A 25,143-nucleotide genomic window follows, 5' to 3' on the forward strand; every position below is an offset into this window, starting at 1 on the left:
GCTACCTATACAATTGGGTCATGAATGGAAACAAGTTTAGTACCGTCAGGGAATGTGCATTCCACTTGGACGTCTTTGATCATTTCGGGGACTCCTTCCATGACTTGATCGGCGGTTAAGATGGTACGGCCTTCACTCATTAATTGTGCGACGGTTTTACCATCGCGAGCGCCTTCCATAATCTCACAACTGATCAACGCAACCGCTTCTGGATAGTTGAGTTTTAATCCACGATCTAAGCGCTTTTGCGCAACAAGCCCGGCGGTAAAAAGCAATAATTTATCTTTCTCTCTTGGTGTTAGTTCCATTTTTGCTCCTAAAAATAACGTTTAAGTTGCCCAAATTCGTGGTGGTTCAGGGCAATAACCTAGCCAGTGCTGCCTTGTTGCTTGCCAAATTTGCACAAAGCAAGCCATCATAGGTTCAGTTTGAGAACCTAATAACCGCAATACTAAAATGCCATCAACATCCGTTAAGCCATATTCGATAGGTTTATTCTTTGAAACGAAAAGCGGGTTTAAACTTTGATGAATAACTTCTTTCAATTCATCCGTTGCGGGGTATATATATAATGAACCGAGCATTGGATATTCATGCATTATCGCTAATTGGTTTTGTAGGCCATTGATCCATAAGGATTCAGTTAGCGTTAGTTTGTTATCAATATAGAAATTTAGTCGCCCTCTGATATCGCCATCTTCAAACCACTCATTTAATACTGGTCGCCCTAGGCATTGCATTTCCCAACCAATAAACCTTGCCTGTAAACCAAGGTGAATATGGGTTTCTAGCCGAGCTTGGGCTTTCGGGAAAAAAATATTTTCCTGCGGTAACCATTCAAGAAAACCATCGTTGGCGACAGTTAGCGTCTGTACTTGACGCGCAACGCCACCAGCACTACGGTAAAATTTTGTCGCTCCAGGTGTTGTAAGTAGTGCATGAGCATTGGGTTGAACATCAATATTGATAAGTAGTTTATCCCCCCCGACGACACCTCCTGGGGGATGAAGTAAATACGTGTGTGCAATCCCTTGCTCGGGATAGAATGGCCGCTGTACCATTAAAGGGCCGATATGTTGTTTATCCGTTAAACGGGTTATTCCACGTTTTAATTCATATCGTAAAAAAATTTCAGCTAACCAGCCTGATCCTGAAAAATCAGACATACTTTCTCCTGCAAATCAGCCAACTAAAAATACGCGAACATGTTTAGCTATACCCCTAATCTCAAGGATTGGTGTATATGAAGTATATACTCGTGATACTGCAAGCCTGAGCGTCGTTAACGAGGTACTTTTGCCCTTGTCACACACTTAAGTATGCGACGAAAAGCCTGTTCGCTTGTCATCTGGCTACAACTTGGATCATTAAGAATATAAGCTAATGCAAGTAGGGTAGGGTGTGAATAAACGCCAGAAAAGTGATTCTTTAAACCGGAGTAGATTCATCTGCCGCGCGATTTTACACCTTATAGTGAAAATTACCTTTCAATTAAATAGCAATTTATTTAGAAAAAGTAACAAGCATAAAAATAACAGTAAAAAATGAACGTATATCTATATTGCGATTTTTCAGCAACAGGACTATATTCTGAGCCGCAAGCAGGTAGGGTATGTGTACAATCAATTTATGGCGTTTTACTGTTCATCAAAAATGTTATGTTCTGACTTATTCAATCGCCCCTTTTTCTAGGGATATTTTTCACATGTTGACTGCAGTGTATTGAGATTATGGAATACAAATATTTTCTTTCAGAGAGCCAAATGGTGCTAAAAGCGTTTTATATTGAAAGCGCGATGATTGCCATGCTGTGTGGCGCGAAAGGGAATGTGGTGATCAATGGGCAATCTATTGATATTTCATCGGATATCACATTAATTATGCCTAAATACAGCCAAGTTTCTTGTAATATTGTTTGTAACACTGTGAATCAACCGATTGAAATCCATACTCTATCGATGACAGAGTTTGAGTTACAAGCCGTTTTTTTATTACTGATCACCTTGATGAAGTCTAGTGCACCGTTGACGAGCCATCAGCCAATTTACCATGTTTCACCCCCTGAAACTGTCAGAGATAACTTTAGTTTATTAAAACAATGCTTACCATTGAAAAAACAAAGTGAATCTCAAGAAGCGCTGTTGATGAAGCAAAGCCTATATTTTATTTTAATGGCGATATATCAAGAGGGTGTTGATATCCTTACTATTTTTCGTTTCAATTATGATGAACCGAAAAACCAAGCAATTACCCATTTGATCACCCAAGAACCCCAGAAGAAATGGAGTTTGGATGATGTTGCAAAGGCGTTATTTACAACCCCTTCAACTTTACGCCGTCATTTAAACCGTGAAGGTGTGTCATTTCGCCAATTATTATTAGATGTTCGAATGGGGATGGCTCTTAATTATTTAACGTTTTCGAATTACTCTGTATATCAAATTAGCCATCGTTGCGGGTTTGGTAGTAATGCCTATTTTTGTGATGTATTTAAGAGAAAATATAATATGACGCCTTCTCAATTTCGTTTGCAATCAAGGCAATCTAATGACCCAGCTTTTATTACTACCTTATTGTCGAGTTCAAATCCTATTGAATTTGATAAAGAAATTGAAGAATAGCCATTACCGAATTTATTCGGCATAGCCAAGGTGTGTTACCGTTTTAATAAGTTTTTCATTAAATTCGAAGTTCTCTTGATATAGAACGTAGAAAATAATGGCTTTAAATTTAATATGACTCACTACACACAGTGAATATCTCACCAATAGCAATAATTAATGAAATAAAGCTCATTAATTGTATGAAATAAAAAATAAAACCAGTCTATAGAGGGATGTATGATTAAAAATATCATTGCAGCAATGTGCCTTATGGGGCTAAGCCTGCAAGTCCAAGCCGCAGAACCTATTCACTCGCAAACCTTACGTTTAGCAATCGGTGCTGAACCCACAGAAGGTTTTGACCCAATGTTGGGGTGGAGTCACGGTAGCTACCTCTTACTGCATAGCCCGTTATTAAAACAAAAAGCAGACCTTTCATGGCATAGCTATATGCTTGAAAGCTATCAACATAATGCTGATGGTAAACAATGGACGCTAAAACTAAAAAAAGATTTAAAATTTTCTGATGGCTCACCGTTAACAGCTAAAGATGTGGTATTTACCTATAATAATGCGGCGGCAAGTGGGGGTAAGGTGGATATGGGGAATTTTGCTCAAGCAGAAGAAATTGACCCATTAACCGTCAAAATTACCTTATCTTCTCCCCAAAGCACTTTTATTAACGTCCTCGGTTCATTAGGGATTGTTTGTGCCGATAAATATGATGCGAAAACCTATGCTCATAACCCAATTGGGGCAGGTCCTTATCGCTTGGTTGCGTTCCAACCGGGTCAGCAGTTGATTGTTGAACGAAACCCATACTATGCGGGGCCAAAAAATGATTTTGGCAAAATGGTATTTGTGTTCCTTGATGAAGATGCTGCGTTTGCTGCTGCACAAAGTAATCAATTAGACATTGTCCGTATTCCTGCTGCGGTTGCTACGAATGCGAATAACGTTAAAAACATGAAACTGATTGAGCGCTATAGTGTGGAAAATAGGGGGATTTCCTTCCCAATTCCACCAGCAGGTGCAAAAGATGCCCAAGGTAACCCTATAGGTAACGATATTACGTCAGATATCGCAATTCGTAGGGCTATAAACTATGCCCTTGATCGTAAATTATTAGCAGAGTCTGTACTTGAAGGGTTTGCTGTGCCGGCTTATACCGGTGTTGCGGGTTTACCTTGGAATAACCCAGACTCAGCATTTAAAGACGGTGATTTAGCAAAGGCTAAGTCGATTCTAGAAGCCGCAGGTTGGTCACTAAATAAAGATGGCTTAAGAGAAAAAGACGGTAAGGTTGCGAAATTGACTTTATGGTATGCCAGTGGCGATACCACACGCCGTGATTTAGCGCAGGCTATTCGTTCAAGTTTGAAACCACTCGGTATTGAAATGGATTTAAAATCAGGTAGCTGGGAAACTGTTGAACGTTATATGCACGCTAACCCGACTTTATTTGGGTGGGGGAGTTTAGACCCTATGGAATTGGTGCATAATTACAGCAGTAAAGCGGCGGGTGTTGGGTTTTATAACCCAGGTTATTATAAAAACAGCGCAGTTGATGAGCTGATTGAAGACGCGCTTCGTCAACCTGACCAAACAGCCGCTATCCCTCTTTGGCAAAAAGTTGACTGGAATGGCACGACAGGCGTGGGGGTTAAAGGGGACGCAGCTTGGGCTTGGTTAATGAATCTACAACATATTTACTTGCTGAATAATTGTGTGGATTTAGGCGCGAGTGCACCCGAAATTCACGGTTCTTGGTCAGTATTAAATAACGTTGATGAATGGGCATGGACTTGCCAGTAATGCGAACCACACTTGGGCTTTTATTGCGGTTTATTTGTTTGTTAACCGTCACTGCAGCGGGGATTTTTATCCTACTGAGTTACTCGCCTATTGACCCAATAAAAGCCTATATTGGCAATGATTTGATGCATGTCCCCCCTGAACAATATGCGTTAATTGCAGCTCGTTGGGGGCTAGACCAACCATTATGGCTGCAATTTTGGCGCTGGTTTTCGCAAATGTTACAAGGAGATATGGGGTATTCCATGCTTTATAATACCCCTGTTGTCCAAGTGATATCAGACCGCCTTGTGCCTTCCCTTGCCCTTCTAATTTGTGCTTGGCTTTTTTCTGGGGTTGTGGGTTTTGCTTTAGGGGTTATTGCAGGGCGTTATTTAAACCGTTGGCCTGATAAGCTGATTTCAACCTTATGTTACTTGCTTGCGTCACTACCTGTTTTTTGGGTTGGTCTTTTATTACTTTCTTTATTTGCGGTTTCACTACAATGGGCGCCAATTTGTTGTGCATGGCCGATAGGGTTGGATGAACAAACTGCCACTTTTACACAGAAGCTTCATCACCTAGTTTTACCTGTTATTGCTTTGGGTATGCTAGGCATTGGTAACATAGCTCTACATACGCGTGCGAAAGTTGTTGAAGTATTGAATAGTGAGTTTATTCATTATGCACAGGCACAGGGTGATAAAGGTTGGTCAATGATCGGCTTTCATGTGTTAAAACATGCGATTACCCCAGCAATTTGTTTACAGTTCGCTTCCGTAGGGGAGTTACTTAGCGGAGCACTATTAGCAGAAAAAGTTTTTGCTTATCCAGGGCTTGGTCAGGCAACCATCGACGCTGGGTTACGGGGGGATATCCCCTTGCTGATGGGGATAGTTATGTTATGTGCAGCACTGATTTTCTTTAGTAACACGATTGCTGATGTACTGCTAAAAAAGGTGAATAAGGGAGTGATGAGAACCTCATGACATATAACCCAAATCGTGCTTTGTTTAAGTTGGTCATTTCTTTGCTTTTATTGTCTATTTTGGCTATTTACGCTTTTGGGTTTTCCATCAATGATGTTGAAATGAGCTTACTCGATAGGCGGCAAGCACCTTCTTGGCAACATGTCTTTGGAACGGATAATTTAGGGCGTGATTTATTCGAGAGAACTTTTCAAGGTGTTGCTACAAGCTTGCAAATTGGTTTGATTGCCGCTTTTTCAAGTGGGTTAATTGCTGTGGTGATGGCAGGTTTATCCTCTTTAAATAAAACAATGGATTACGCTGTCCGAGGCATAATTGATGCCTTACTTGCTTTGCCTCATTTACTCCTATTGGTATTAATTTGTTTTACATTAGGTGGCGGTAAAATGGGGGTGATTTGGGCGGTGGCTCTGACACATTGGCCAAAACTGACGCTAATTTTACGTGCTGAATTGCAGCGTGTAAGCCAATCAGACTACATTATGCTCTCTCAACGTATTGGTAACAGCGCTATTTACCGCTGGCGTTATCACTATTTACCTATGATTTTACCTCAGTGGATAGTTGGGACTCTACTGATGTTTCCTCATGCGGTGTTGCACAGTGCGGCATTGAGCTTTTTAGGGTTTGGTTTATCCCCCCACGAGCCTTCTCTTGGCATTTTACTTTCTGATGCACTGCGTTATTTGAGCACTGGAGCATGGTGGTTGGTGGTATTCCCTGGTGTTGCTTTAATGGGGTTGGTACTGTTATTTGACCAGTTCGCTAAAGCCGTGCAGCAGTTATGGTTAAAGGGGGTTGCATGTTGAGTTTAGACAATTTAACGATTGATGTGGCTCAATTCCGTTGGTTAGGGCGTAAGCGCTGGTCACCTTTATTAAAAGGCATTTCATTAGATATTCAACCGGGTGAAATGGTGGCACTGGTTGGTGGGAGTGGGGAAGGGAAAAGCCTGTTATTGCAAAGTGTTTTAGGGTTACTCCCTGAAAATATGCGTTGTCGTGGCGATATTAATCTTAATGGCAAACGGCTAACAGAAAAAAATAAGCCACAACATCGTGGGAGTTCCTTATGTTATATACCTCAGGGGGTGAGTGCCCTTAACCCGTTGATCAGAATTGGCCCTCAGTTAGAGCGTGCAGCTATACTCAGTGGGCAGCATATTAAAATGCATGATGTGGCACGCCATCTACAGAAATATAACTTACAAAGCTCGTTAGTCGGCCATTATCCAAGCCAATTATCAGGTGGAATGGCAAAGCGAGTGTTAGCGAGCAGCGCCACGCTATCTTGTGCGGAATATATTTTAGCTGATGAAATTTCATCGTGGCTGGATGATGAACATGCTGTTCAACTTCTTGAAAATATACAAACGCTTTGTCACGATGGGCGAGGTGTTTTATGGGTCACTCATGATCTCTCCATGGCAGTACGTTTTGCAGACCGCATTGCACTATTGCGCAATGGGGAGATGGAAGAAGTATTGAGTAGCCAAAAATTAAAGCAAGGTGGTGGTGGCAAGTGGTTGCAATCACTATGGAATGCACTACCTGAACACCAATTTATGGCAATGAAATGAGTGTAATTGAAAGCGTTTTAGATGTTAAAAACTTATGTATTGAGCAAGGTAACCAAGTATTATGGGATAACTTTAGCTTTTCACTTGGCCATCATGAACGCCTTGGGATTTCAGCGCCAAGTGGTTTTGGAAAAACGACATTAGGGCGGGTATTAGCGAAGTGGCAAAAGCCAACCCAAGGGCATATTCTATTTGAAGGCAAGCCATTAAATAACCAGGGGTATTGCCCAATCCAGCTAGTCCCTCAACACCCTGAAAAAAGTTTTAATCCTTACCGTACTGTCGGTGCCAGTTTATATGATGCATGGCGACCAGAAGCTGATTGGTTGGCACAATTTTCAATAAAGCCCGAATGGCTAGACAGGCGGCCAAACGAGCTTTCTGGTGGGGAGCTTGCTCGGATTGCACTATTACGTGCTTTAGACCCTCGAACTAAAATTTTAATCGCAGATGAAATAACGGCTCAATTAGATGCCAATTTACAAAAACAGATTTGGCAGCGTTTAATCACATTATCGCAAGAGCGCCCATTAGCTATGATTATTTTTAGCCATAACAGAGCGCTATTAGAGAAAGTTTGCTGCCGTGTTATCACATTAGGTCAATTATCAAAATGATGGGTTAATTTAATTGGCCCCAGTGATTTGGCTAAGCTTATCAATTTCTGCTAATAAATCATCTACATTAGGGCGATAACCGATCCCATAATCAACCCCCTCGGTATATGTCGACTTTTTGATAATTTCTCGCATTCCCCACGCAGATAAAACGATTTCATTTTGTTTGGCGTAGTCTTGGATTAATGCAAGGGCGCCAGAACACAAAGGTGTTGCACTTGAGGTCCCTGAGTAATCTTTTGAATAATTACGATTATTACCGGGTAATTTCTGCAATGAGCTATACCCCGTGGTGGTGACACTCCAGTCTCCCCATGAATTTATCAATGAGGTTTTTTGGTTGTAGTTTGAGAAATAAGCGCGTGTCCCCGAAAGATGATTACAAGCGCCCACTAACATGCTGCCGCTATCCCCATAGTCAGCCATCACGCCCGGTAAATTTAAGTCTAAACCACCGTTACCAGCAGCAAGGATTACAACTGCTCCTTTATCAACCATGATTTTAATGCGTTCCCACCAACTTCGAATGGCTGTTGCCGGAAGCAATTTCTCATTAATTTTAAATTGTATATCTAGGCTAACAATGTCTCCGGGGGCGACGTGTTTAGTTAATATATCGAGGTCTCCAGTATCGTAAAAGTAGTATTGGCAATCATAGGCGATCCCCGTCACACCGAATGCATTATTGGCGGCGACAATACAACCTGTTGATGCAGTTCCATGGTTGCAGTCTTCAGTTTCAGGGCGGCTATAGACTACTGTTATTTTTGAATCTTTTAGATCTTCATGGTTTTTATATACGCCAAAATCTAAATGTCGAACTACCGCTTTTGAACCATTGACATGTTTATTCCATGCGTTGCGAATATTCATGCCTTTTGGGGCATCTAAATAAGTTTGTAAGTGATTAAAATTTGGTGTTATGTCATCAACATTATCTACCTGCTCGGTATTTTCTGGGGGATTCTGATTAAATGGTAACTGCGGAGGTGTATATAACGCCGTATTTGGGGTAACACAACAATATTCAACATATTCAAAAGTTTCAATTAGATTAGCAAGTTGTAATAGGCTCTCAAAATCAGTTTCCTTGTCATAAGTTACATAATCATATTGGCTGATGGGCTGGCTATTAGTTGAATTAACTGGGGCAATATTAATAGGTATTAAGTCTATTAACAATTTAGTTTCAAGTAAAGTATACTTGCCTTTTAGTACTTTGATATCTAACTTGTAATTATTTACCCCCGCTACTTTTTGATTAATTGTTTTTGTCTTTACTGGGCTGTTATATTCCTTAACTTGAGTTTGAATATTGTTTATATTGAAAGTGATCGCTTTTGAATTAAGTTTTTGCTTACTTTCACTTAGCGTTTCATATGTAACCTCAGCATGGTAATCTCCTGATTTATCTATGTTAAATAGGTGGTGATTTTCTTTGGTAATTATAGAGTCTATTTTATTATTATTTAAAAATAAACCAACCTCAACATTAGTTTCTTCTGCATTGTTAAAATTAACTAAAATCCCACTTAAATTAAAGTCTATATATTTATAAATTTTTATACTCATCGTATCTCTTTATATTAATAGTTATTGGTTGTTCATTGAATTGGTATTCTATTTAAGGTTTGTTTTTTACTTGTTGCAATATTAATAATTTACTAGTTATTAATGAAAAAAAATTCACAATATTAATTATGCTTTATTTATTTTTATTTTTGACAAATGTCATAGGGATATCTTCCTCCTTCAATTATTTTACCCATCACAAATGAAAATGATAATCATTACTATTTATGGGGTGAATATATGCCTTATCCATTAAAACAGCATAAATTAACGTACTATATTGCTTTAACCTTCAGTATCAGCACGTTAGCGACTACTAAAGTGGTGGCTGCTCAGCAACCGACAAAACCAGAGGTAATAATTGTCAATTCTTCTACGCAGCACAGCCGCTTAACCCCAAGCGAACAGCAAGAGAAAGAGAAACTTGAAAAAGTTGCTGGGGGAACAAACCTCGTGATGATAGAGAAAGACTCCCGCCTTGCCACATTACAGGATGCGCTTGATTACCAGCCAGGGTTAATTATTCAAAATTTTTTCGGTGGGATTGATCAGCCAAGACTAAATATCCGGGGGTCTGGGGTACAGAGTGCTCCTCTTGCTCGCGGTGTTTTATTATTACAAGACGGCTTACCAGCAACTGATGCAGATGGTAGTTTCCATATTAGTACACTAGAAATGCGGGATGCACGCATGGTCAGTGTACGTCGAGGAGCAAATAGCCTTAACCCTCAAAGTAATAGCCTTGGGGGGGAACTAGATGTTCTGTCTTATACCGGAAGAAATGAACAAGGTCGTTTACGCTATGAGTACGGCTCTCATGGGCGTGAAGCGCTACAAACGGCTTTTGGTGGTGTATCTGATAATGGGTTATTTGATGGGCGTGTTAATTTTACCTATGACCATTTTGATGGTTATCGTAAACATTCCTCCTCTCAACGAAAAACATTACGTAGTAATTTTGGCTATATTACTGATAATTTTGAGAATAGAACGTGGTTAAATTGGACGGACTTACGTTTTGATGTTGCTGGGCCTGTTTCTGAAGAAGTACTAAACGATAACCCTACCGAGGTCTACCCGATGGTATGGCTACGTGATCCGCATCGTAATGTTGAACAATTTCGGGTTGCTAACCGTTCCGATTGGCAGGTAGGTAACCAAGCCATAGGGGCAGGGCTATGGCATATTCGTACTCATGATAACTTCACTACGCCTGCATATTACCGTTTTAGCCGTAGTCACAGTGAAGGTTTACAGCTAACGTATAATATTGAAACTGAGCCTGTTACCTATCGCACGGCATTAGCGTGGGATCAAATGACGCTGCAAACAGAACTGATGCAAAATCGAAAAGGTACGCCAGCGGATAAGAAAAAAATAGGTAAATATGACGGACGTGCGCAAAATATCTATGGCAGTGTTGGTGTCGATATTCATATTACACCAGCCGTGACAGTGAATTTAGATATGAAAGGGACACATGCACGTCGTGATGTTGAAAAGCGGCAAAGCCATCTTTCACTTGATCAAAACTGGACATTTTGGACACCAAAGGCCGGTATTGTTTGGCGTCCAACGGAAAGTCAGCGCTATTTTGCGAATATTAGTGCTAGCGAAGAGCCTGCGACGTTCTGGGAGATTATCAACTCGGGTAATGGAAAGCTAACCAAACTTTCGCCACAAAAAGCGGTTACTTATGAGATTGGTGGTGAGGGCGATATAACAGAAGCCTTGAAGTGGAACCTTGCGCTATATCGTAGCCAAATTAAGGATGAATATATAACAACCTATGACAGTGCAGGGACGGTTGTGGGGGTATTCAACTATGCAGCTAAAACACGTCATCAAGGTTTAGAAGCCGGCTTGGCTGGGCGCATTGGAGCAGGGCCTGGCGATTTTAATTACCGAGTTTCTTGGACTTACAATGATTTTCGTTTTATGGGGGGAGAATATAATGGCAATTATATCGCAGGTATTCCCCGTAATATCATTGCTGCCGAGGTTTTGTATGAGATAGGCGATTGGAGCGTAGGCCCGAATATCCATTGGGCGCCTACGGATATGGCAGTTGATCATCAAAACAATCTTGATATTCAAAAACGCAAGCACTATGCGATATTGGGGCTCAAAGGGAGCTATAAACCAACCGAACAATGGTCCCTTTACTTATCAATGGATAATTTGACGGATGAACGCTATGCAACAACATCAGTTGCTAACCAAACGGTAACAGCGAGAGACAGCACATTATTCCCCGGAATGGGCTTTAATGTGAATGGTGGAGTGACCTTTAATTTCTGATAATTAATAAACGCATTAGCGCAAGTTAATGCGTTTTCCTTAAAATGGGCGCTGCGCAGAAATAGATAACTGTGTCAGGTAATTTTCGTTATAAATGTGCACCGTATCTTTTTCGATACCAATAAACCCTTTTTGACGCCAGCCAGAGACTAAACGGCTCAGTGTTTCATAACGTATTCCTAATTTTGCTGCTAATTGCCCTCGAGATAATGGCAGAACAATATTTAGGCTTAATTGTTTGTGTTTTAAATCAATAAGATAAGCGGCAAGCCTTTGCTCTGCTGAGCTGGAAGTCAGCCAATCAATATGATTGATATTTTCATAAAGCTTACTGCTAAAACGCATGAGTAACTTTTCCATGATGTGTGGGCATGCATGGCAAAGGCGCAGAATATCACGTTTATCTAGTAATAAAGCTTCCCCATCAGTTTTGGCTCGTAAGCTCATAGGGTAACGGTTGTGAGGCATAAACACGGCAGCAATTGCGACGATTTCCCCGACATCAAACAAACCAAAAACTTTCTCTTCGCCTAAATAGGTGTGCCGATATACCTCTATTTGGCCACTGATCATCAAAGGGCAATGTTTGAATGGTTCCCCTTCGTGGTTAATTATTTCACTACTTTTAAACCGTATATAGCCACAATTTTCCAGCAATAAAGATAATTTTTCATCTTCAACTGATTGAAATAAAGAACATATTTTTAGCGAGTCTAAAGATTGTGTATGGGGGAAAATATTTTTGACAAATGTCATAGGTCTTCCTCTTTTGCCGCCTTAGAATAGTCAGAGTATAAATGATAATCATACACATTATCAATTAAGATATTGGCGGGGAATTGAATAACCTTATGATAAATAATGCTTTTAGAATAGTGACAGTCTTCGTAACTTTTTTGGGGATGCTAAGCCCAGCCACTTCCCAATCAATTGATTTTACCGATATGTCAGGTGATAAAGTTCATTTATCTGCCCCTGCAAAACGTATTGTGGTGATCCCGATCCCTGCCGCTTCGATGCTAGTGGGGATGGACGAAAGTAGTGAGAAGCTGGTGGGGATGCACCCGTTTGCGAAGGTCGCCGCACGAGAGGGCATGCTGGGTCAAATGTTTTCACCGGTCTTACAGGTGAACTCTAATGTGGTGGGGAATAATTTTACACCAAATATTGAGGCATTGTTGAATGTTGAACCAGATTTAGTATGGCAATGGGGGCATCGAGGGGATGACATTATTTCACCAATGCGAAATGCAGGGTTGACGGTTGCTACACTTGATTATGGGCAAGAAAGTTATACCCAAGAATGGGTCCGCCTAATGGGGCAAACGTTAGGCCATAATGAAAAAGCGCAAAAGATGATCGAGTGGCGCCAACACGTCATCGCATTGCTTTCCTCAACCACCGCCAAAATTCCAGAATCCGAACAGCCTCGCGTTTTATATCTATCTCATTTTAAGCAGAGTATTCAAACCTTTGGCTCAACTTCACATAATAATGCAGATTTTGCTTTAGCAGGTGGTGTGAGTTTAAACCGCGACCTCACTGGGCCAAGAACCTTAAATATAGAGCAAATCTTAGTTTGGAACCCAGATATCATTTTATTGGGCAATTTTGAAGAGGGTTTATCCCCTGAGGATGTGTATCAAAATCCGATGCTAAGCGAAGTGACTGCGGTGAAAAACCAACGAGTCTATAAATTACCGATTGGTGGGTTCATTTGGGATGCGCCTAACCAAGAAACGCCTTTGTATTGGCAGTGGCTAGCAATGATCTTCCATCCAGAAACCGTAAAAGTACCAATACGAGAGGAAATTCGTCAACGTTATCAGCAACTTTACGGTTATAACGTTTCAGAGCAACAAATCGATGGTATTTTGCAAATGGGAATGAACAAAAAAAGCCTGCACTACCTTTCTTTGATGGGGAAACCTGATGCGTAATTCGCAAATTCTGTGGGGTGGCTTAGTTATTTGTTTATTACTCACTTTTTTATTGGCGCTGAGTTGTGGGCGTTATCCTGTTTCGTTTTCTGCTGTTTTTCATATTTTCTATGACACCATTTTAGGCAATGACACTGGTTTAGCATACAGTCGCACGGAACAGAATGTGGTATTAAATGTCCGTTTACCTCGGGTTTTGATTGCGGGGGTCGCAGGAGCAGGTCTTGCTGTGGCAGGGGCTGCGCTACAAGGTATTTTCCGCAACCCATTAGTTGGCCCGCAAATTATCGGGGTGTCATCGGGTGCGGCGTTAGGTGGTGCCTTAGCTATCTTGCTGTTTTCTTCATTATTTATAACTATTTCCTTTGCTTTTGTGGGGGGGTTATTGGCGATTGTATTGGTTTTCTTGTTAGGGTTGAATCGCCAAGGTAGCCAGTTATTAATGTTGATTTTAGCTGGTGTGATTATTAACGCTTTTTTTGCTGCTTTGATCTCATTAATTACGTATTTTGCCGACCCAAATAATACCTTACAAACAATTGTTTTTTGGCTAATGGGCAGCTTTGCTAGCGCGTCCTATTTAAAACTATCCATCATCTTTCCAGTAGTTCTAGTTGCTGTTCTGGTCATTTTTGCTCTTCGTTTTCGCATCAATGTGTTGTCTCTTGGTGAGGAAAATGCACAGGCTTTGGGGATGAAAATTAACCGTACACGCTGGGCGGTTTTACTTTGTGTAGCCTTGATCACCAGTGCAACCGTTGCGGTATCTGGAACGATTGGTTGGGTAGGCCTAATTGTTCCACATATTGCTCGGATTGTGGTGGGGCATGATCATCGTATCTTACTTCCGGCGAGTGCAGTGATTGGTGGGGTATATATGGTTGGTGTTGATACCTTTGCTCGAAGTATTACCAATGCGGAGATCCCGCTCAGTGTGATCACTGCATTAATTGGAGCCCCTATTTTTGCCTTACTTATTCACACGCTAAATAAAAGGGTGGCTGACTTATGATCGATGTTGAACAGCTCAATTTCACGATAGGTCAACGCCAACTATTTACTGATTTAAGCTTTAAACAGCCAAAAGGCAGTATTGGTGCAATTTTGGGGCCAAATGGCCGCGGGAAAACCACGTTATTGAGGTTATTACTCAGTTTACAACAAGGTGCGACAGGGAAAGTACGGATAAATGCTCCTGTTGCTTATGTGCCACAACTTAGTAGTTCATTGTTTCATTATTCAGTGCGGACTATGGTGAGTCTTGGGCGCATTCGCCACTTACCTTGGTATTCCTCGCCCAGCAAAAAAGACCATCAGATAGTTGAGCAATGTTTAACCTATTTAGAATTGAATCACTTTGCTGATCAACCGTTTAACCGCCTTAGTGGGGGCGAGAAACAAATGGTGATGATTGCTAGAGCGTTAGCCAGTGAGCCAGAAATTCTCATTCTTGATGAGCCTACATCGGCTTTAGACCTAGCAAATCAAGACAATGTGCTTAGCGTATTGCGTGATTTAGCCGCGCACCGAGGAATGACCATCTTATTTACCAGCCATTACCCTCAGCATGCCCTGCATATTGCCGACCATTCCTTACTACTGTTTAACAATGGCAGTTTTTTATTTGGCGGTTCTCAAACCATTCTAACGGAAGAAAACCTCGCAAAGCTTTACCAATTACCGGTGGCTATAACGGCTATTAATGACCAAGGTCGACAGACACATGGGGTCATTCCGTTATTTAGGTGATTATTTTCGAAGATAAATAAAATTATTAAATTGAGGAATATAAAACAATGAGTGATAACACAATAACTCCATCAGAAGCGCTTACCATCAGCACATTAATTAATTATACAGAACAGGGGATTGCCAGTCGTGTTCTGGCTAAAAATACTGGGGGCAATATGACCTTGTTTGCTTTTGATAAAGGCCAAGCACTTTCAGAACATAGCGCTCCCTTTGATGCCATCGTCATGGTTGTGGAAGGAAGTTTATTATTAACCATAGAAGGGAAGCCTGTCACCGCAAAGCCGGGGGAAATTGTCAGAATGCCAGCAAATATTCCCCATGCAGTTGATGCACCTGAGCCTGCAAAAATGTTGCTGGTAATGCTACGCGAACCTAATACTGATTGTACACATTAACTTAGAGGCGATTATGGATAAATCATTTACAGCTCATGAGGCTGGACATAAATTTTTAGCTCGCCTAGGGAAAAAACGCTTGCGGCCCGGCGGGAAAATAGCAACTGAATGGCTACTTAGTCAGTCTGGCTTACATGCAGAAAGCCACGTCCTTGAAATTGCCTGTAATATGGGGACAACTGCTATTGAAATTGCTTCACAATTTCGTTGCCACATCACTGGTATTGATATGGACAAACAAGCTTTGGCACAAGCTAAAAAAAATGTTGCGGATCATGGTTTAACTGATTTGATTACCATTCAAATGGCAGATGCCTCAAAATTACCATTTGCAGATAACAGCTTCGATGTGGTGATTAATGAGGCAATGCTAACGATGTATGGTGATAAAGCAAAAACAAAGCTATTACAAGAATACTATCGTGTATTAAAGCCGGGGGGCCGTTTATTAACCCATGATATTGCTTTGAAAGATGAACAGGATGTCCAGCAAGTAGCAGCTCAAATGCAGCAAGTTATTCATGTTAAAGCGCAACCTTTGCCACAAACTCAGTGGGTTAACTTATTCAAACAAACAGGCTTTCAAAATGTGACGTCGATAACGGGGCCAATGACATTATTGTCTCCGAAGGGGCTAATCTATGATGAAGGGCTATTAGGGGCGATGAAAATTATTAGAAATGCGTTAAAAAAAGAAAACCGCCCACAATTTTTGCAGATGTTCCGCCATTTTCGTCGAAACCGTGGAAAGTTAAACTACGTTGCCGTGGTTAGCATGAAATAATTAAAAGGAGCCGTTAAGCGCAAGGATGCGTGATTAACCCCTTCCGTCATCATTCTCTCTCTTATTAAGTATTGGTAATGATAATAATACTTATATACATCTTTATTATTAGTTATAATTGATGATAGTTTTTATACAAAATAATAAGCAATGATTTAATCATGCTTTGTGAATTGTTTGTAAATTGATCACGCTGACTTTTATGACCACATTTAAAGGCCTAATTTAATGAAAATAAAACACCTTTTCATTCTTTCACCATGTTTACTCCCTTTCGTTTCCCCCTCAGTATTCGCCGCCGATAAAAAAGAAGAACAAATTACGGTATCTGCAACTCGTGGTTATAAGGCTGTTTCTGAAATGGCACAAACCACTTGGGTGATTGATAATGCTGAAATTGAGCAACAAGCGGAGGGCGGGAAGGAGTTAAAAGATATTTTAGCTCAGTTAATCCCTGGGATGAGTGTTAGTGGCCAAGGTCGTACGAATTATGGTATGAACATGCGTGGTCGTTCGATGATTGTCATGGTAGATGGCGTGCGTTTAAACTCTTCTCGTAGTGATAGCCGCCAACTAGACTCTATCGACCCTTTTAATATCAATCATATTGAAGTGATCTCTGGCGCTACTGCGATGTACGGCGGTGGTAGCAGCGGTGGTTTGATTAATATTGTCACGAAAAAAGGCCAAGAAGAAAAACAAGTTTCTCTTCAGTTAGGTGGAAAAACAGGCTTTAACAATGGCAAAGATCATGATGAAAATGTTGCAGCGGCTGTCAGCGGTGGTAATGAAAACGCTCATGGACGTGTTGCTGTAGCTTATCAACGTTATGGTGGTTGGTATGATGGAAAAGGGAATGCGATCAATATCGATAATACGCAAACAGGTCTGCAATTTTCTGACCGTCTAGATATCATGGCATCAGGTACGATTAATGTGGATGAAAAACAGCAGATTCAAGCTGTATATCAACATTATAAAAGTGAGTCTGATGGTAAACATGGCCTATATTTAGGGAAAGATTTTTCTGCGGTAAAAGGGCAAAGTGATGCCTACAATAGCGGTAAATTAAATTCTGACCGTTTACCGGGTACTGAGCGTAACTTACTTAATTTGCAATATTCAAATGCAGATGTATTCGGGCAAGATTTTGTAGCGCAAGTTTATTATCGTGATGAATCACAAAAGTTTTATCCATTCCCAACCCTCAAAGGGAAAGAGGTGACAAGCATTAGTTCATCCGACCAGCAAACCAATTTCTATGGAACTAAGCTGACATTTAATAGCCAACCAATGGATGAGCTAACGTTAACTTATGGTGTGGATGCAGAACATGAGCAATTCCGTGCCAATCAAATGTTCTTTGATTTAGACAAAGCCAAAGAATCGGGGGGAATGGATTTAACCAAAGCTTTCCAAATTGGCCGATATCCGAGTTATACCACCACGAACATGGCGACATTTTTACAAAGCAGCTATGACATTTCGCCAATGTTTACATTAAGCGGTGGCGTGCGTTACCAATATACTGAAAATAAAGTGGATGATTTTATTGGTTATTCACAGCAAGAAGCTATTGCGAATGGTAACGGTAAATCCGCAGATACGGTTCCGGGCGGGAAAACGGATTATAACAACTTACTGTTTAATGCGGGGGTTTTAGTTAACCTAACGGAAGAGCAACAAACATGGTTTAACTTCTCACAAGGTTTTGAAATTCCTGATATTGCTAAATATTATGGTACAGGTACCTATTCATCTACTCCAGATGCAAATGGCCATTGGAATTTAAAGAATAGTGTGAATATTAATGATACCAAAGTTAAAGGTATCAAGGTTAACTCCTTTGAGTTAGGTTGGCGCTATACCGGTGAAAACTTACGCACGCAAATAGCCACCTATTATTCCCTATCTGATAGAAGCTATGGTATCAATAAAGATGATATGACCATCTATATGAAGACCGATAAACGTCGTATTTATGGGGTAGAAGGTGCCGTTGATTACTTCTTTGATGATTCAGATTGGAGTGTAGGAAGCAACTTCAATCTACAAAAATCAGAATCGAAAGTTAATGGTAGTTGGGAAAAATGGAGTGTTGATTTTGCTAGCCCATCTAAGGTTAACGCTTACGTTGGCTGGGAGCCAAATGACTGGGCATTACGTTTACAAAGCCAGCAGACATTTAACTTAACGGATGCAGCAGGCAAAAAATTAGATGGTTATAATACCGTTGATTTATTAGGAAGTTATATGTTGCCAGTCGGTAAGGTCAGCTTTGCTGTAGAGAACTTACTCGACAAAAATTACTCTACAATTTGGGGGCAGCGTGCTCAAGGATTGTATAGCCCTAAATACGGAGCTCCGAACCTTTATGATTATAAAGGTCGCGGTAGAACCTTTGCGCTTAATTATAGCGTGACATTTTAAATGATTGACATAAAGCCACTTTAGAGTGGCTTTATGCTTATAGAATGATGCAGATTTAAGGTAAAGAGATATCCTATGAAATTATTTCTGGCAGGGTTATTGTGCTTATTTAGCGTTTGGGTACAGGCTAAAACGCCAACGCTGATCACCGATCTACAAGGCCGAGAGGTGATGGTAAATCTTCCGGTTGAAAAATTATTTCTAGTTGATGGTCGCGATATTTTGCCAATTGATATTGCTGGTGGTAAGGAGGGCATTTCACGTATTTCGGGGTGGAGTGATTCATTAACACAATATGCGCCAGACTTAAAACAAGCTTATTTTGCGGCGGTTCCTGAGCTCGAAAATATCCCAACATTGAAAAAAACACGAGAAGCGGGCATCCAAATTGAGAAATTAATAGAACTCGCGCCTGAAGTCGTGATTATGCATAAGGCTAATTATGGGTCGATGCGTGATAGCCAATTCTTACCACAATTAGAAGCCGCGGGTATTAAGGTTATTTTTATTGATTTTCGAATGGATATTGCGAAAAACACCCCGAAAAGTATCTTATTATTAGGGCAATTGTTAGGTACGCAAGAAAGAGCAGAGCAGTTTGCAACGTTGTACCAAGAAAAATTAAAGGCGATAGAGTCTCAGTTGGTTCAGCCGTTTCCTTCCGTGTTAATTGAAGCGAATGCAGGGCTATTTGCAGAGAACTGCTGTCAGCTATATGGTCGTTCAGGCTATGGCGTTTTGGCGTCGTTAGCGGGGGGAAATAACCTCGTTGCTGATAGCTTTCCAGCTAAAGGGGCAGAAAGTTCCATTGAGAATATTATTACATTAAACCCTGATTTTTATCTCTTAACAGGGGCGGATTGGCATAATTTTAACCGCCGTTCAATTGCAGTCAGCTTAGGATACCGTGCAAATAAATCTGATGCACAAAAGCAATTGGTGGTATTAGTCGATAGGCAAGGCATCTCCTCATTAACATCGGTAAAAGAAAAACGGGTGATGGCGATTTACCACAACTTTTACAATAACCCGATGAATATATTTGCTATTGAAGCAATGGCAAAATTTATGCACCCTGAGATATTTACTAAGTTAAACCCAGAGCAGAACTTAACGGATTTTCAAAAGCAGTTTACTCAATTGCGCTCGGAAGGCGTTTTCTGGGTTACATTATAACTTATCATCACATCTGACTTTTTGTTAGCAAGGATAGCTAACAAAAAGTTTGGTCATTTTTTATCATTATAAAATCAAGTGACATACCTCTAAGCCTTGTTATATCGGGCTCATTCATTGTTTTATAAAATGCTATGATGATTGTTATTATGATAGTAGCAAAATTTTTGTTAGCTATAATCAAGATATAGATCACAAATTGTTCAAATCTTGATTGAGTCTCCTTCATGATCTAACTAATATTTAGTTAGGCTTAAAATAAGTTTGGTAAAAAATGAAAATAATTCAAGATAATTTTGAAATGTTATTAGCTGTAATGAAAGGCATTGCTGGCCAATTTGGAGAGAACTGTGAGGTGGTGTTACATGACCATAGCAAAGGTTTAGAAAGTAGTATCGTGGCTATTATTAACGGTCATGTGACAAAAAGAAAGGTTGGTGATCCAAGTAGTAATTTAGGGCTTGAAGTGTTACGTGGTACAGATGTCGATGGCGATAAATATAATTATTTTACCCAAACTAAAGATGGGAAAATGCTGCGCTCAACCTCTATTTATTTACGGGATGAAAACGGTAAAGTGTCAGGCGCACTTTGTATCAATCAAGATATTTCAGAATTTATTGCAGCAGAAAAGGCGATTCAAGGTATTACACAACGCAATAATATTGAGCAAGATACAGTTAAAGAAGTTTTTGTCACTGATGTAAATGAAATCTTAGATCATCTTATTCAAGAATGTATGCAAGTTATTAAAGTGCCCGTCATTAATATGGCTAAAAAAGAAAAAATGGATGCCATTAAATTTTTCGATGACCGTGGGGCTTTTTTAATTAAAAAAGCAGGTGAGAAAATCTGTGAGTTTTTAAATATTTCCAAATATACCCTTTATACCTATTTAGCGGAATTAAAAGGGGATGACAATAATGAAGATTAAGAGAGGTTTTTATGCCAATAACGCCTTATGTTGCATTAGACTTACAGCAACTTGAAAAAAATGTCAGGGGCATGACAGGCAGGTTAACTCAGCAGGGAATTGAACATTGGCCACATATTAAGACACATAAATCGGTGGAGTTGGCTAAATTCGAAATCGAATGTGGCGCAAAAGGGATTACTTGCGCGACATTACAGGAAGCTACTGTAATGGCACAAGGGGGGATTAATCATATTCTCCTAGCCTATCCTATGATTGGTGAACAAAAATGCCAACAATTTGTCGCATTGGCTAAACAAGTTAACTTAAGGACGATTGTTGATAGTTTGCAAGGGGCTAAGCAATTATCAACGGCAGCAGTGAATGAAAACCAAATAATTGAAATATATATTGCAGTTGATTATGGCGCTCACCGAGAAGGTATTCAATTAGACGATTTAGAGCAATTTGCTCTTAATGTGCAAGAGCTACCTAACTTAAAAATTATTGGTGTATTTACTTATGCAGGGACAATATACCAATATCGAACTGAACCTGAAATACGTAAAGCAGCTAAAGCAGAAGCCGATCTTTTATTATCTTGCCAGCAACGTTTAGCGAATATTGGCATTAAGGTACAACGTACATCAGGAGGCTCAACACTTTCATCCTTTTATGCAGATGAATTAAAGGGTATTACGGAGTCCCGTGCGGGCAATTTTATTTTTGGGGATATGAATGCAATCTATGGTGGTATTTATACGCCAATAGATTGTGCCTTAACGATTAGAACGACAGTGGTAAGTATTCCAATTGCTGGGTATGCGACTGTGGATGCAGGGACTAAAACATTAACATCAGACCAATCTGCTGAATCAGGATTTGGTTATATTGTTGAAGAACCAAATATCAAACTGGTTAAGTTAAATGAAGAACATGGTTATCTCCGTTATGATCCTGAAAAAATAAAACTAAATATTGGTGATGTATTAAATATTATTCCCAACCATAGCTGTGTTATTCCGAATTTAACTAATAAAATATACGCATTAAATAATAATGAAATAGACCATATCATTATACCAGACGCACGATATTAATTATCGGAGAATAAAATGTATAAATTAAATAAACAGCAACAAAATGAGTTGCTAGAGCTTCTTTGTGCCTTAATTCGGCATAAATCAGAAAATCCTCCAGGGGAGGAGCAACAAGTTGCTGAATATATATATCGTTATTTTAAAAAAGAAAATATTGATGTTGAAATGCAAGAGGTTGCTTCAGGTCGACCAAATGTGATTGCTTATTTAAAAGGAACAGGGAAAGGAAAACATCTTTTATTTAATGGGCATATTGATGTGGTTCCTTGCGGTTGTGGTTGGAGTACTGAACCTTTTGACCCAGTGATTAAAGATGGAAAAGTATTTGGTCGTGGTGCTGCAGATATGAAATCAGGGGTTGCCGCTATGATGTATGCGGCGACGTTATTAAAGCGTAATCAAGATACATTTTCAGGGGATTTAACATTAGTTTTTAACGTTGATGAAGAACGAATTAATCTGGGAATGTTGCACTATATTAAAGATGGAATCAGTGCTGATTATGCCATTATTGGTGAGCCTACTTCCCTTGATGTTTGTATTGCACACAAAGGGGTAAGCCGTTATAACCTGAGTACAAAAGGAACAGCAGGGCATGCAGCAAAAACCCGTTACCCAGATAGTGCAATATCCAAAATGGCAAAAATATTACCGGCATTAGAGCTGCATCGTTCTTCTGTTGAAGAAATAGAGCATCAATTATTAGGCAATGCTTCCATGATTATTACCACTATTAATGGTGGTACAGCTCCAAATATTGTTCCTCAACATTGTGATATTGAAATTGATAGGCGTTTAGTTCCTGGGGAAGATAAACAAGATATTGAGCAAAAAATTCACCAGGTAATAGCTGAATATAACCAAGGCGAAGAAATTGAATATCACTTAGATAATTACTTATTTATTCCTGCTTCAGATATTCCTGTTGGCCATGAACTTACTCAGGTGGCCTTAGAAACAGTAAGCCGTTTTACAGAGAAAACATCACAACCTCAGATATTTGAAGCAACATGTGAAGCGCCTTTTTTCTCTGTTACTAGCAAAATCCCAACATTAATTATGGGGCCCGGGGGGTTAGCTCAAGCGCATGTGAAGGATGAGTTTGTTGAAATAAGTGAGTTATACCTCGCAGCAGAAATTTATTATGACATGGCAAATACATTGCTAAATAAATAGGAATAACCAATGAATATTGAAAAAAAATTAGAAGAAAAGGGAATTAAATTAGCTACACCAGGGGCTCCTAAATTTTCATATGTTTCAATTAAGCAATATGGTGATTTACTTTATACATCAGGGCATGATTGCCAAAAAGATGGTGAATTACTCTATACAGGAACACTAGGAAAGGAGCTTTCGGTAGAAGAAGGAAAGGAAGCGGCTAAACAATGTATTATCAATATACTTTCGACACTTAAAGCTTATTTAGGTGATCTAGATAAAATTGATGAGTGCATTAAATTACTCGGGTTTGTACAAAGTACAGATGACTTTAAAAACCAGCCACAAGTTATGAATGGGGCTTCAGATTTTTTAATTGAAATACTTGGAGAAAAAGGAAAGCACGCGCGTTCAGCTATAGGTACTAACACACTGCCTTTTAATACACCGGTGGAAATAGAACTAATAGTAAAATTAAAATCATAAGTAATAGATAAAAAATTAAAGATTATTAATAAAATAAAGCTGCGGAGTGAATATTATTCCGCAGGGTCCTGTTACGTCTTAAAGGTACTTAACTATGTCACTACACGCGAGTAAAAGACTAAAGCGCTGGCAGTTCATTGCGCTCACATTCTTGCTGATAGCAGGTATTATTAATTTTTTAGATAGGGCATCACTTTCAATTGCTAACTCAACCATAAGTAAAGAATTAGGGTTTAGTGCGACACAAATGGGGTTGTTATTATCTGTATTCTCATTTGGTTATGCTTTATGCCAATTACCTATTGGTATGGTTATGGAGCGCTTTGGCGTTAAAAAGATTTATGGCTTTGGGCTATTTTTATGGTCATTAGCTCAAACAGTAACAGGGTTATTATCTTCATTTACTCATTTAATTATCGCCCGAGTTATTTTAGGAATTGGTGAGGCTCCTCACTTACCGACAGGCGTTAAAGTTGTTAATGATTGGTATAACATCCGTGAGCGAGGTTTACCTATGGGGATTGTTAATATGTCCTCAACATTGGCTCAAGCATTAGCACCACCATTATTAATTGCGTTAATGTTAGCATTTGGCTGGCGTACGATGTTTATCATTATTGGTATTAGCGGTATTATTCTTTCAATTCTATGGTTTATTTTCTATCGTAATCGTGAACAATTAGAACTAACAGACGATGAATTAGCATATTTAAATGATGGAGCACCGCCGTCATCCACTAATAAAGTCTCTTTTAAGGAATGGGCATCATTATTTAAACAGCGTTCTTTATGGGGCATGATTATTGGGTTTAATGGTGTTGGCTATATGGTCTGGTTATACCTAACATGGTTGCCAGCGTACCTTGAGAATTCTCGTGGTTTAAGTTTAGAGAAAACTGGGTGGGTAGCTGCCATACCATTTTTATTTGGTGCGTTGGGAATGTTAATTAATGGCGTTGTTGCAGATTATGTTGTGAAACGCGGCGCAGATAAAATGAAAAGTCGTAAATGGATGATCTGCTTAGGGTTATTATTTGCGGCAATCTTTACATTGCCAGCGGCTTATACAGACAGCACATTCTCTGCAGTTGCTTGTATTAGTATGGCATTGTTTTCTATTCACTTTGCAGGGACTTCTGCTTGGGGACTGATTTTAGTTTCAGTTCCTTCTCGCTTAATCACCTCTGTAAGCGGCATTCAAAACTTCGGTGGTTTTATTGGGGGGTCATTTGCTCCGATTATTACCGGTATTATTATTGACCAAACCCATTCATTCACTTTAGCGCTTGTGGTTTGTGCAACTGTCGCATTTCTTGCTTCATTGGTTTATTTCTTCTTTGTAAACGAACCTATTAAAGACCCCGCGGAAATGGAGGTAAAAACAGCATAATGCAATATTATAGCCACTTTTTATAAGTGGCTTTTTTATAAAAAATAAATCTTATACAGATGCTCTAATTAAGATTTACCTTCGTGATTATTTGTTTTTATTATTTATTGTTTGAATTTTTAATCCAGTATTATTTTAACTATCAAAATTAGAATATGTAA

Annotated in this window: 23 protein-coding genes; 19 read left to right on the forward strand and 4 right to left on the reverse strand. The window is 39.7% G+C overall.

Translation table 11 applies throughout. From position 1 onward, the window contains the following. Window positions 1-5: 5 nt before the first annotated feature. Window positions 6-308, reverse strand: coding sequence for an urease subunit gamma (locus M1F14_RS07485; RefSeq protein ID WP_042846107.1), 303 nt, complete (start codon window positions 306-308; stop codon window positions 6-8). Between the two features lie 21 nt (window positions 309-329). Beyond that, on the reverse strand, window positions 330-1,166 hold the full coding sequence (locus tag M1F14_RS07490) for an urease accessory protein UreD (protein ID WP_042846104.1): 837 nt from the start codon (window positions 1,164-1,166) through the stop codon (window positions 330-332). Between the two features lie 564 nt (window positions 1,167-1,730). Here M1F14_RS07490 and M1F14_RS07495 point away from each other — a divergent pair. The 6 genes from M1F14_RS07495 (at window position 1,731) to M1F14_RS07520 (ending at window position 7,582) form a co-directional block, all read left to right on the forward strand. Further along, on the forward strand, window positions 1,731-2,621 hold the full coding sequence (locus tag M1F14_RS07495) for an AraC family transcriptional regulator (RefSeq protein ID WP_042846103.1): 891 nt from the start codon (window positions 1,731-1,733) through the stop codon (window positions 2,619-2,621). Window positions 2,622-2,840: 219 nt separating this feature from the next. Then, window positions 2,841-4,418, forward strand: coding sequence for an ABC transporter substrate-binding protein (locus M1F14_RS07500; RefSeq protein WP_129466411.1), 1,578 nt, complete (start codon window positions 2,841-2,843; stop codon window positions 4,416-4,418). Next, on the forward strand, window positions 4,403-5,386 hold the full coding sequence (locus tag M1F14_RS07505) for an ABC transporter permease (protein WP_370661213.1): 984 nt from the start codon (window positions 4,403-4,405) through the stop codon (window positions 5,384-5,386). The genes M1F14_RS07500 and M1F14_RS07505 overlap by 16 nt, the downstream gene beginning before the upstream one ends. After that, a complete protein-coding gene (locus M1F14_RS07510) occupies window positions 5,383-6,195 on the forward strand; it encodes an ABC transporter permease (RefSeq protein ID WP_042846098.1) in 813 nt (270 codons plus the stop codon). Before M1F14_RS07505 ends, M1F14_RS07510 begins: the two co-directional genes overlap by 4 nt. Further along, window positions 6,189-6,965: an ATP-binding cassette domain-containing protein gene (locus M1F14_RS07515; protein WP_042846095.1), complete on the forward strand. Its 777-nt coding sequence runs from the start codon at window positions 6,189-6,191 to the stop codon at window positions 6,963-6,965. The genes M1F14_RS07510 and M1F14_RS07515 overlap by 7 nt, the downstream gene beginning before the upstream one ends. Next, window positions 6,962-7,582 carry an ATP-binding cassette domain-containing protein gene (locus tag M1F14_RS07520; RefSeq protein WP_048606227.1) on the forward strand — a complete coding sequence of 207 codons (621 nt, stop codon included), beginning with the start codon at window positions 6,962-6,964 and terminating at the stop codon, window positions 7,580-7,582. Before M1F14_RS07515 ends, M1F14_RS07520 begins: the two co-directional genes overlap by 4 nt. A gap of 9 nt (window positions 7,583-7,591) precedes the next feature. Here the strand turns inward: M1F14_RS07520 and M1F14_RS07525 are convergent, their stop codons facing one another. Beyond that, the gene (locus M1F14_RS07525; protein ID WP_181468741.1) at window positions 7,592-9,154 is read right to left on the reverse strand and encodes a S8 family serine peptidase; all 1,563 of its coding nucleotides are present in this window, start codon (window positions 9,152-9,154) and stop codon (window positions 7,592-7,594) included. A 240-nt stretch (window positions 9,155-9,394) separates the two neighbouring features. Between M1F14_RS07525 and M1F14_RS07530 the strand changes: the two genes are divergently transcribed. After that, window positions 9,395-11,455: a TonB-dependent receptor domain-containing protein gene (locus tag M1F14_RS07530; RefSeq protein WP_181468740.1), complete on the forward strand. Its 2,061-nt coding sequence runs from the start codon at window positions 9,395-9,397 to the stop codon at window positions 11,453-11,455. Between the two features lie 39 nt (window positions 11,456-11,494). Here the strand turns inward: M1F14_RS07530 and M1F14_RS07535 are convergent, their stop codons facing one another. Continuing rightward, window positions 11,495-12,211: a Crp/Fnr family transcriptional regulator gene (locus tag M1F14_RS07535; protein ID WP_071548590.1), complete on the reverse strand. Its 717-nt coding sequence runs from the start codon at window positions 12,209-12,211 to the stop codon at window positions 11,495-11,497. 95 nt (window positions 12,212-12,306) lie between these two features. Between M1F14_RS07535 and M1F14_RS07540 the strand changes: the two genes are divergently transcribed. The 12 genes from M1F14_RS07540 (at window position 12,307) to M1F14_RS07595 (ending at window position 24,982) form a co-directional block, all read left to right on the forward strand. Further along, window positions 12,307-13,395 carry an ABC transporter substrate-binding protein gene (locus M1F14_RS07540; protein ID WP_181468739.1) on the forward strand — a complete coding sequence of 363 codons (1,089 nt, stop codon included), beginning with the start codon at window positions 12,307-12,309 and terminating at the stop codon, window positions 13,393-13,395. After that, window positions 13,388-14,407, forward strand: a complete 1,020-nt coding sequence (locus tag M1F14_RS07545; RefSeq protein ID WP_166685108.1) for an iron ABC transporter permease — start codon at window positions 13,388-13,390, stop codon at window positions 14,405-14,407. The genes M1F14_RS07540 and M1F14_RS07545 overlap by 8 nt, the downstream gene beginning before the upstream one ends. Then, window positions 14,404-15,144 carry an ABC transporter ATP-binding protein gene (locus M1F14_RS07550; protein WP_042846084.1) on the forward strand — a complete coding sequence of 247 codons (741 nt, stop codon included), beginning with the start codon at window positions 14,404-14,406 and terminating at the stop codon, window positions 15,142-15,144. The genes M1F14_RS07545 and M1F14_RS07550 overlap by 4 nt, the downstream gene beginning before the upstream one ends. Window positions 15,145-15,191: 47 nt before the next feature. Continuing rightward, window positions 15,192-15,542, forward strand: a complete 351-nt coding sequence (locus M1F14_RS07555) for a cupin domain-containing protein (protein WP_042846082.1) — start codon at window positions 15,192-15,194, stop codon at window positions 15,540-15,542. A gap of 13 nt (window positions 15,543-15,555) precedes the next feature. Next, window positions 15,556-16,326 carry a class I SAM-dependent methyltransferase gene (locus tag M1F14_RS07560; protein WP_042846080.1) on the forward strand — a complete coding sequence of 257 codons (771 nt, stop codon included), beginning with the start codon at window positions 15,556-15,558 and terminating at the stop codon, window positions 16,324-16,326. Between the two features lie 228 nt (window positions 16,327-16,554). Further along, window positions 16,555-18,756 carry a TonB-dependent siderophore receptor gene (locus M1F14_RS07565; protein WP_071548588.1) on the forward strand — a complete coding sequence of 734 codons (2,202 nt, stop codon included), beginning with the start codon at window positions 16,555-16,557 and terminating at the stop codon, window positions 18,754-18,756. A 75-nt stretch (window positions 18,757-18,831) separates the two neighbouring features. Beyond that, entirely contained in the window at window positions 18,832-19,932 is a 1,101-nt protein-coding gene (locus M1F14_RS07570) for an ABC transporter substrate-binding protein (protein ID WP_181468738.1), read from the forward strand. Window positions 19,933-20,206: 274 nt separating this feature from the next. Continuing rightward, a complete protein-coding gene (locus M1F14_RS07575) occupies window positions 20,207-20,866 on the forward strand; it encodes a transcriptional regulator (protein WP_042846073.1) in 660 nt (219 codons plus the stop codon). A gap of 11 nt (window positions 20,867-20,877) precedes the next feature. Further along, window positions 20,878-21,945 carry an alanine racemase gene (locus M1F14_RS07580; RefSeq protein ID WP_071548586.1) on the forward strand — a complete coding sequence of 356 codons (1,068 nt, stop codon included), beginning with the start codon at window positions 20,878-20,880 and terminating at the stop codon, window positions 21,943-21,945. 15 nt (window positions 21,946-21,960) lie between these two features. Further along, window positions 21,961-23,121, forward strand: a complete 1,161-nt coding sequence (locus tag M1F14_RS07585) for a M20 family metallopeptidase (protein WP_042846071.1) — start codon at window positions 21,961-21,963, stop codon at window positions 23,119-23,121. Between the two features lie 9 nt (window positions 23,122-23,130). After that, window positions 23,131-23,592 carry a RidA family protein gene (locus M1F14_RS07590; RefSeq protein WP_042846070.1) on the forward strand — a complete coding sequence of 154 codons (462 nt, stop codon included), beginning with the start codon at window positions 23,131-23,133 and terminating at the stop codon, window positions 23,590-23,592. A gap of 94 nt (window positions 23,593-23,686) precedes the next feature. Beyond that, window positions 23,687-24,982: an MFS transporter gene (locus tag M1F14_RS07595; protein WP_071548585.1), complete on the forward strand. Its 1,296-nt coding sequence runs from the start codon at window positions 23,687-23,689 to the stop codon at window positions 24,980-24,982. Window positions 24,983-25,143 lie beyond the last annotated feature (161 nt).

The sequence above is a fragment of the Providencia sp. PROV003 genome, from assembly GCF_045040775.1.
GTDB lineage: Bacteria > Pseudomonadota > Gammaproteobacteria > Enterobacterales > Enterobacteriaceae > Providencia > Providencia huashanensis.

What these genes read in the sequence shown, in the direction of transcription:
- M1F14_RS07570 (WP_181468738.1), top strand. Translation starts at nt 18,832, where the DNA reads ATGAAATTATTTCTGGCAGGGTTATTGTGCTTATTTAGCGTTTGGGTA.
- M1F14_RS07535 (WP_071548590.1), bottom strand. Translation starts at nt 12,211, where the DNA reads ATGACATTTGTCAAAAATATTTTCCCCCATACACAATCTTTAGACTCG.
- M1F14_RS07510 (WP_042846098.1), top strand. Translation starts at nt 5,383, where the DNA reads ATGACATATAACCCAAATCGTGCTTTGTTTAAGTTGGTCATTTCTTTG.
- M1F14_RS07490 (WP_042846104.1), bottom strand. Translation starts at nt 1,166, where the DNA reads ATGTCTGATTTTTCAGGATCAGGCTGGTTAGCTGAAATTTTTTTACGA.
- M1F14_RS07530 (WP_181468740.1), top strand. Translation starts at nt 9,395, where the DNA reads ATGCCTTATCCATTAAAACAGCATAAATTAACGTACTATATTGCTTTA.
- M1F14_RS07590 (WP_042846070.1), top strand. Translation starts at nt 23,131, where the DNA reads ATGAATATTGAAAAAAAATTAGAAGAAAAGGGAATTAAATTAGCTACA.
- M1F14_RS07565 (WP_071548588.1), top strand. Translation starts at nt 16,555, where the DNA reads ATGAAAATAAAACACCTTTTCATTCTTTCACCATGTTTACTCCCTTTC.
- M1F14_RS07495 (WP_042846103.1), top strand. Translation starts at nt 1,731, where the DNA reads ATGGAATACAAATATTTTCTTTCAGAGAGCCAAATGGTGCTAAAAGCG.
- M1F14_RS07580 (WP_071548586.1), top strand. Translation starts at nt 20,878, where the DNA reads ATGCCAATAACGCCTTATGTTGCATTAGACTTACAGCAACTTGAAAAA.
- M1F14_RS07505 (WP_370661213.1), top strand. Translation starts at nt 4,403, where the DNA reads ATGGACTTGCCAGTAATGCGAACCACACTTGGGCTTTTATTGCGGTTT.
- M1F14_RS07540 (WP_181468739.1), top strand. Translation starts at nt 12,307, where the DNA reads ATGATAAATAATGCTTTTAGAATAGTGACAGTCTTCGTAACTTTTTTG.
- M1F14_RS07485 (WP_042846107.1), bottom strand. Translation starts at nt 308, where the DNA reads ATGGAACTAACACCAAGAGAGAAAGATAAATTATTGCTTTTTACCGCC.
- M1F14_RS07560 (WP_042846080.1), top strand. Translation starts at nt 15,556, where the DNA reads ATGGATAAATCATTTACAGCTCATGAGGCTGGACATAAATTTTTAGCT.
- M1F14_RS07550 (WP_042846084.1), top strand. Translation starts at nt 14,404, where the DNA reads ATGATCGATGTTGAACAGCTCAATTTCACGATAGGTCAACGCCAACTA.
- M1F14_RS07545 (WP_166685108.1), top strand. Translation starts at nt 13,388, where the DNA reads ATGCGTAATTCGCAAATTCTGTGGGGTGGCTTAGTTATTTGTTTATTA.
- M1F14_RS07575 (WP_042846073.1), top strand. Translation starts at nt 20,207, where the DNA reads ATGAAAATAATTCAAGATAATTTTGAAATGTTATTAGCTGTAATGAAA.
- M1F14_RS07585 (WP_042846071.1), top strand. Translation starts at nt 21,961, where the DNA reads ATGTATAAATTAAATAAACAGCAACAAAATGAGTTGCTAGAGCTTCTT.
- M1F14_RS07500 (WP_129466411.1), top strand. Translation starts at nt 2,841, where the DNA reads ATGATTAAAAATATCATTGCAGCAATGTGCCTTATGGGGCTAAGCCTG.
- M1F14_RS07515 (WP_042846095.1), top strand. Translation starts at nt 6,189, where the DNA reads ATGTTGAGTTTAGACAATTTAACGATTGATGTGGCTCAATTCCGTTGG.
- M1F14_RS07520 (WP_048606227.1), top strand. Translation starts at nt 6,962, where the DNA reads ATGAGTGTAATTGAAAGCGTTTTAGATGTTAAAAACTTATGTATTGAG.
- M1F14_RS07525 (WP_181468741.1), bottom strand. Translation starts at nt 9,154, where the DNA reads ATGAGTATAAAAATTTATAAATATATAGACTTTAATTTAAGTGGGATT.
- M1F14_RS07595 (WP_071548585.1), top strand. Translation starts at nt 23,687, where the DNA reads ATGTCACTACACGCGAGTAAAAGACTAAAGCGCTGGCAGTTCATTGCG.
- M1F14_RS07555 (WP_042846082.1), top strand. Translation starts at nt 15,192, where the DNA reads ATGAGTGATAACACAATAACTCCATCAGAAGCGCTTACCATCAGCACA.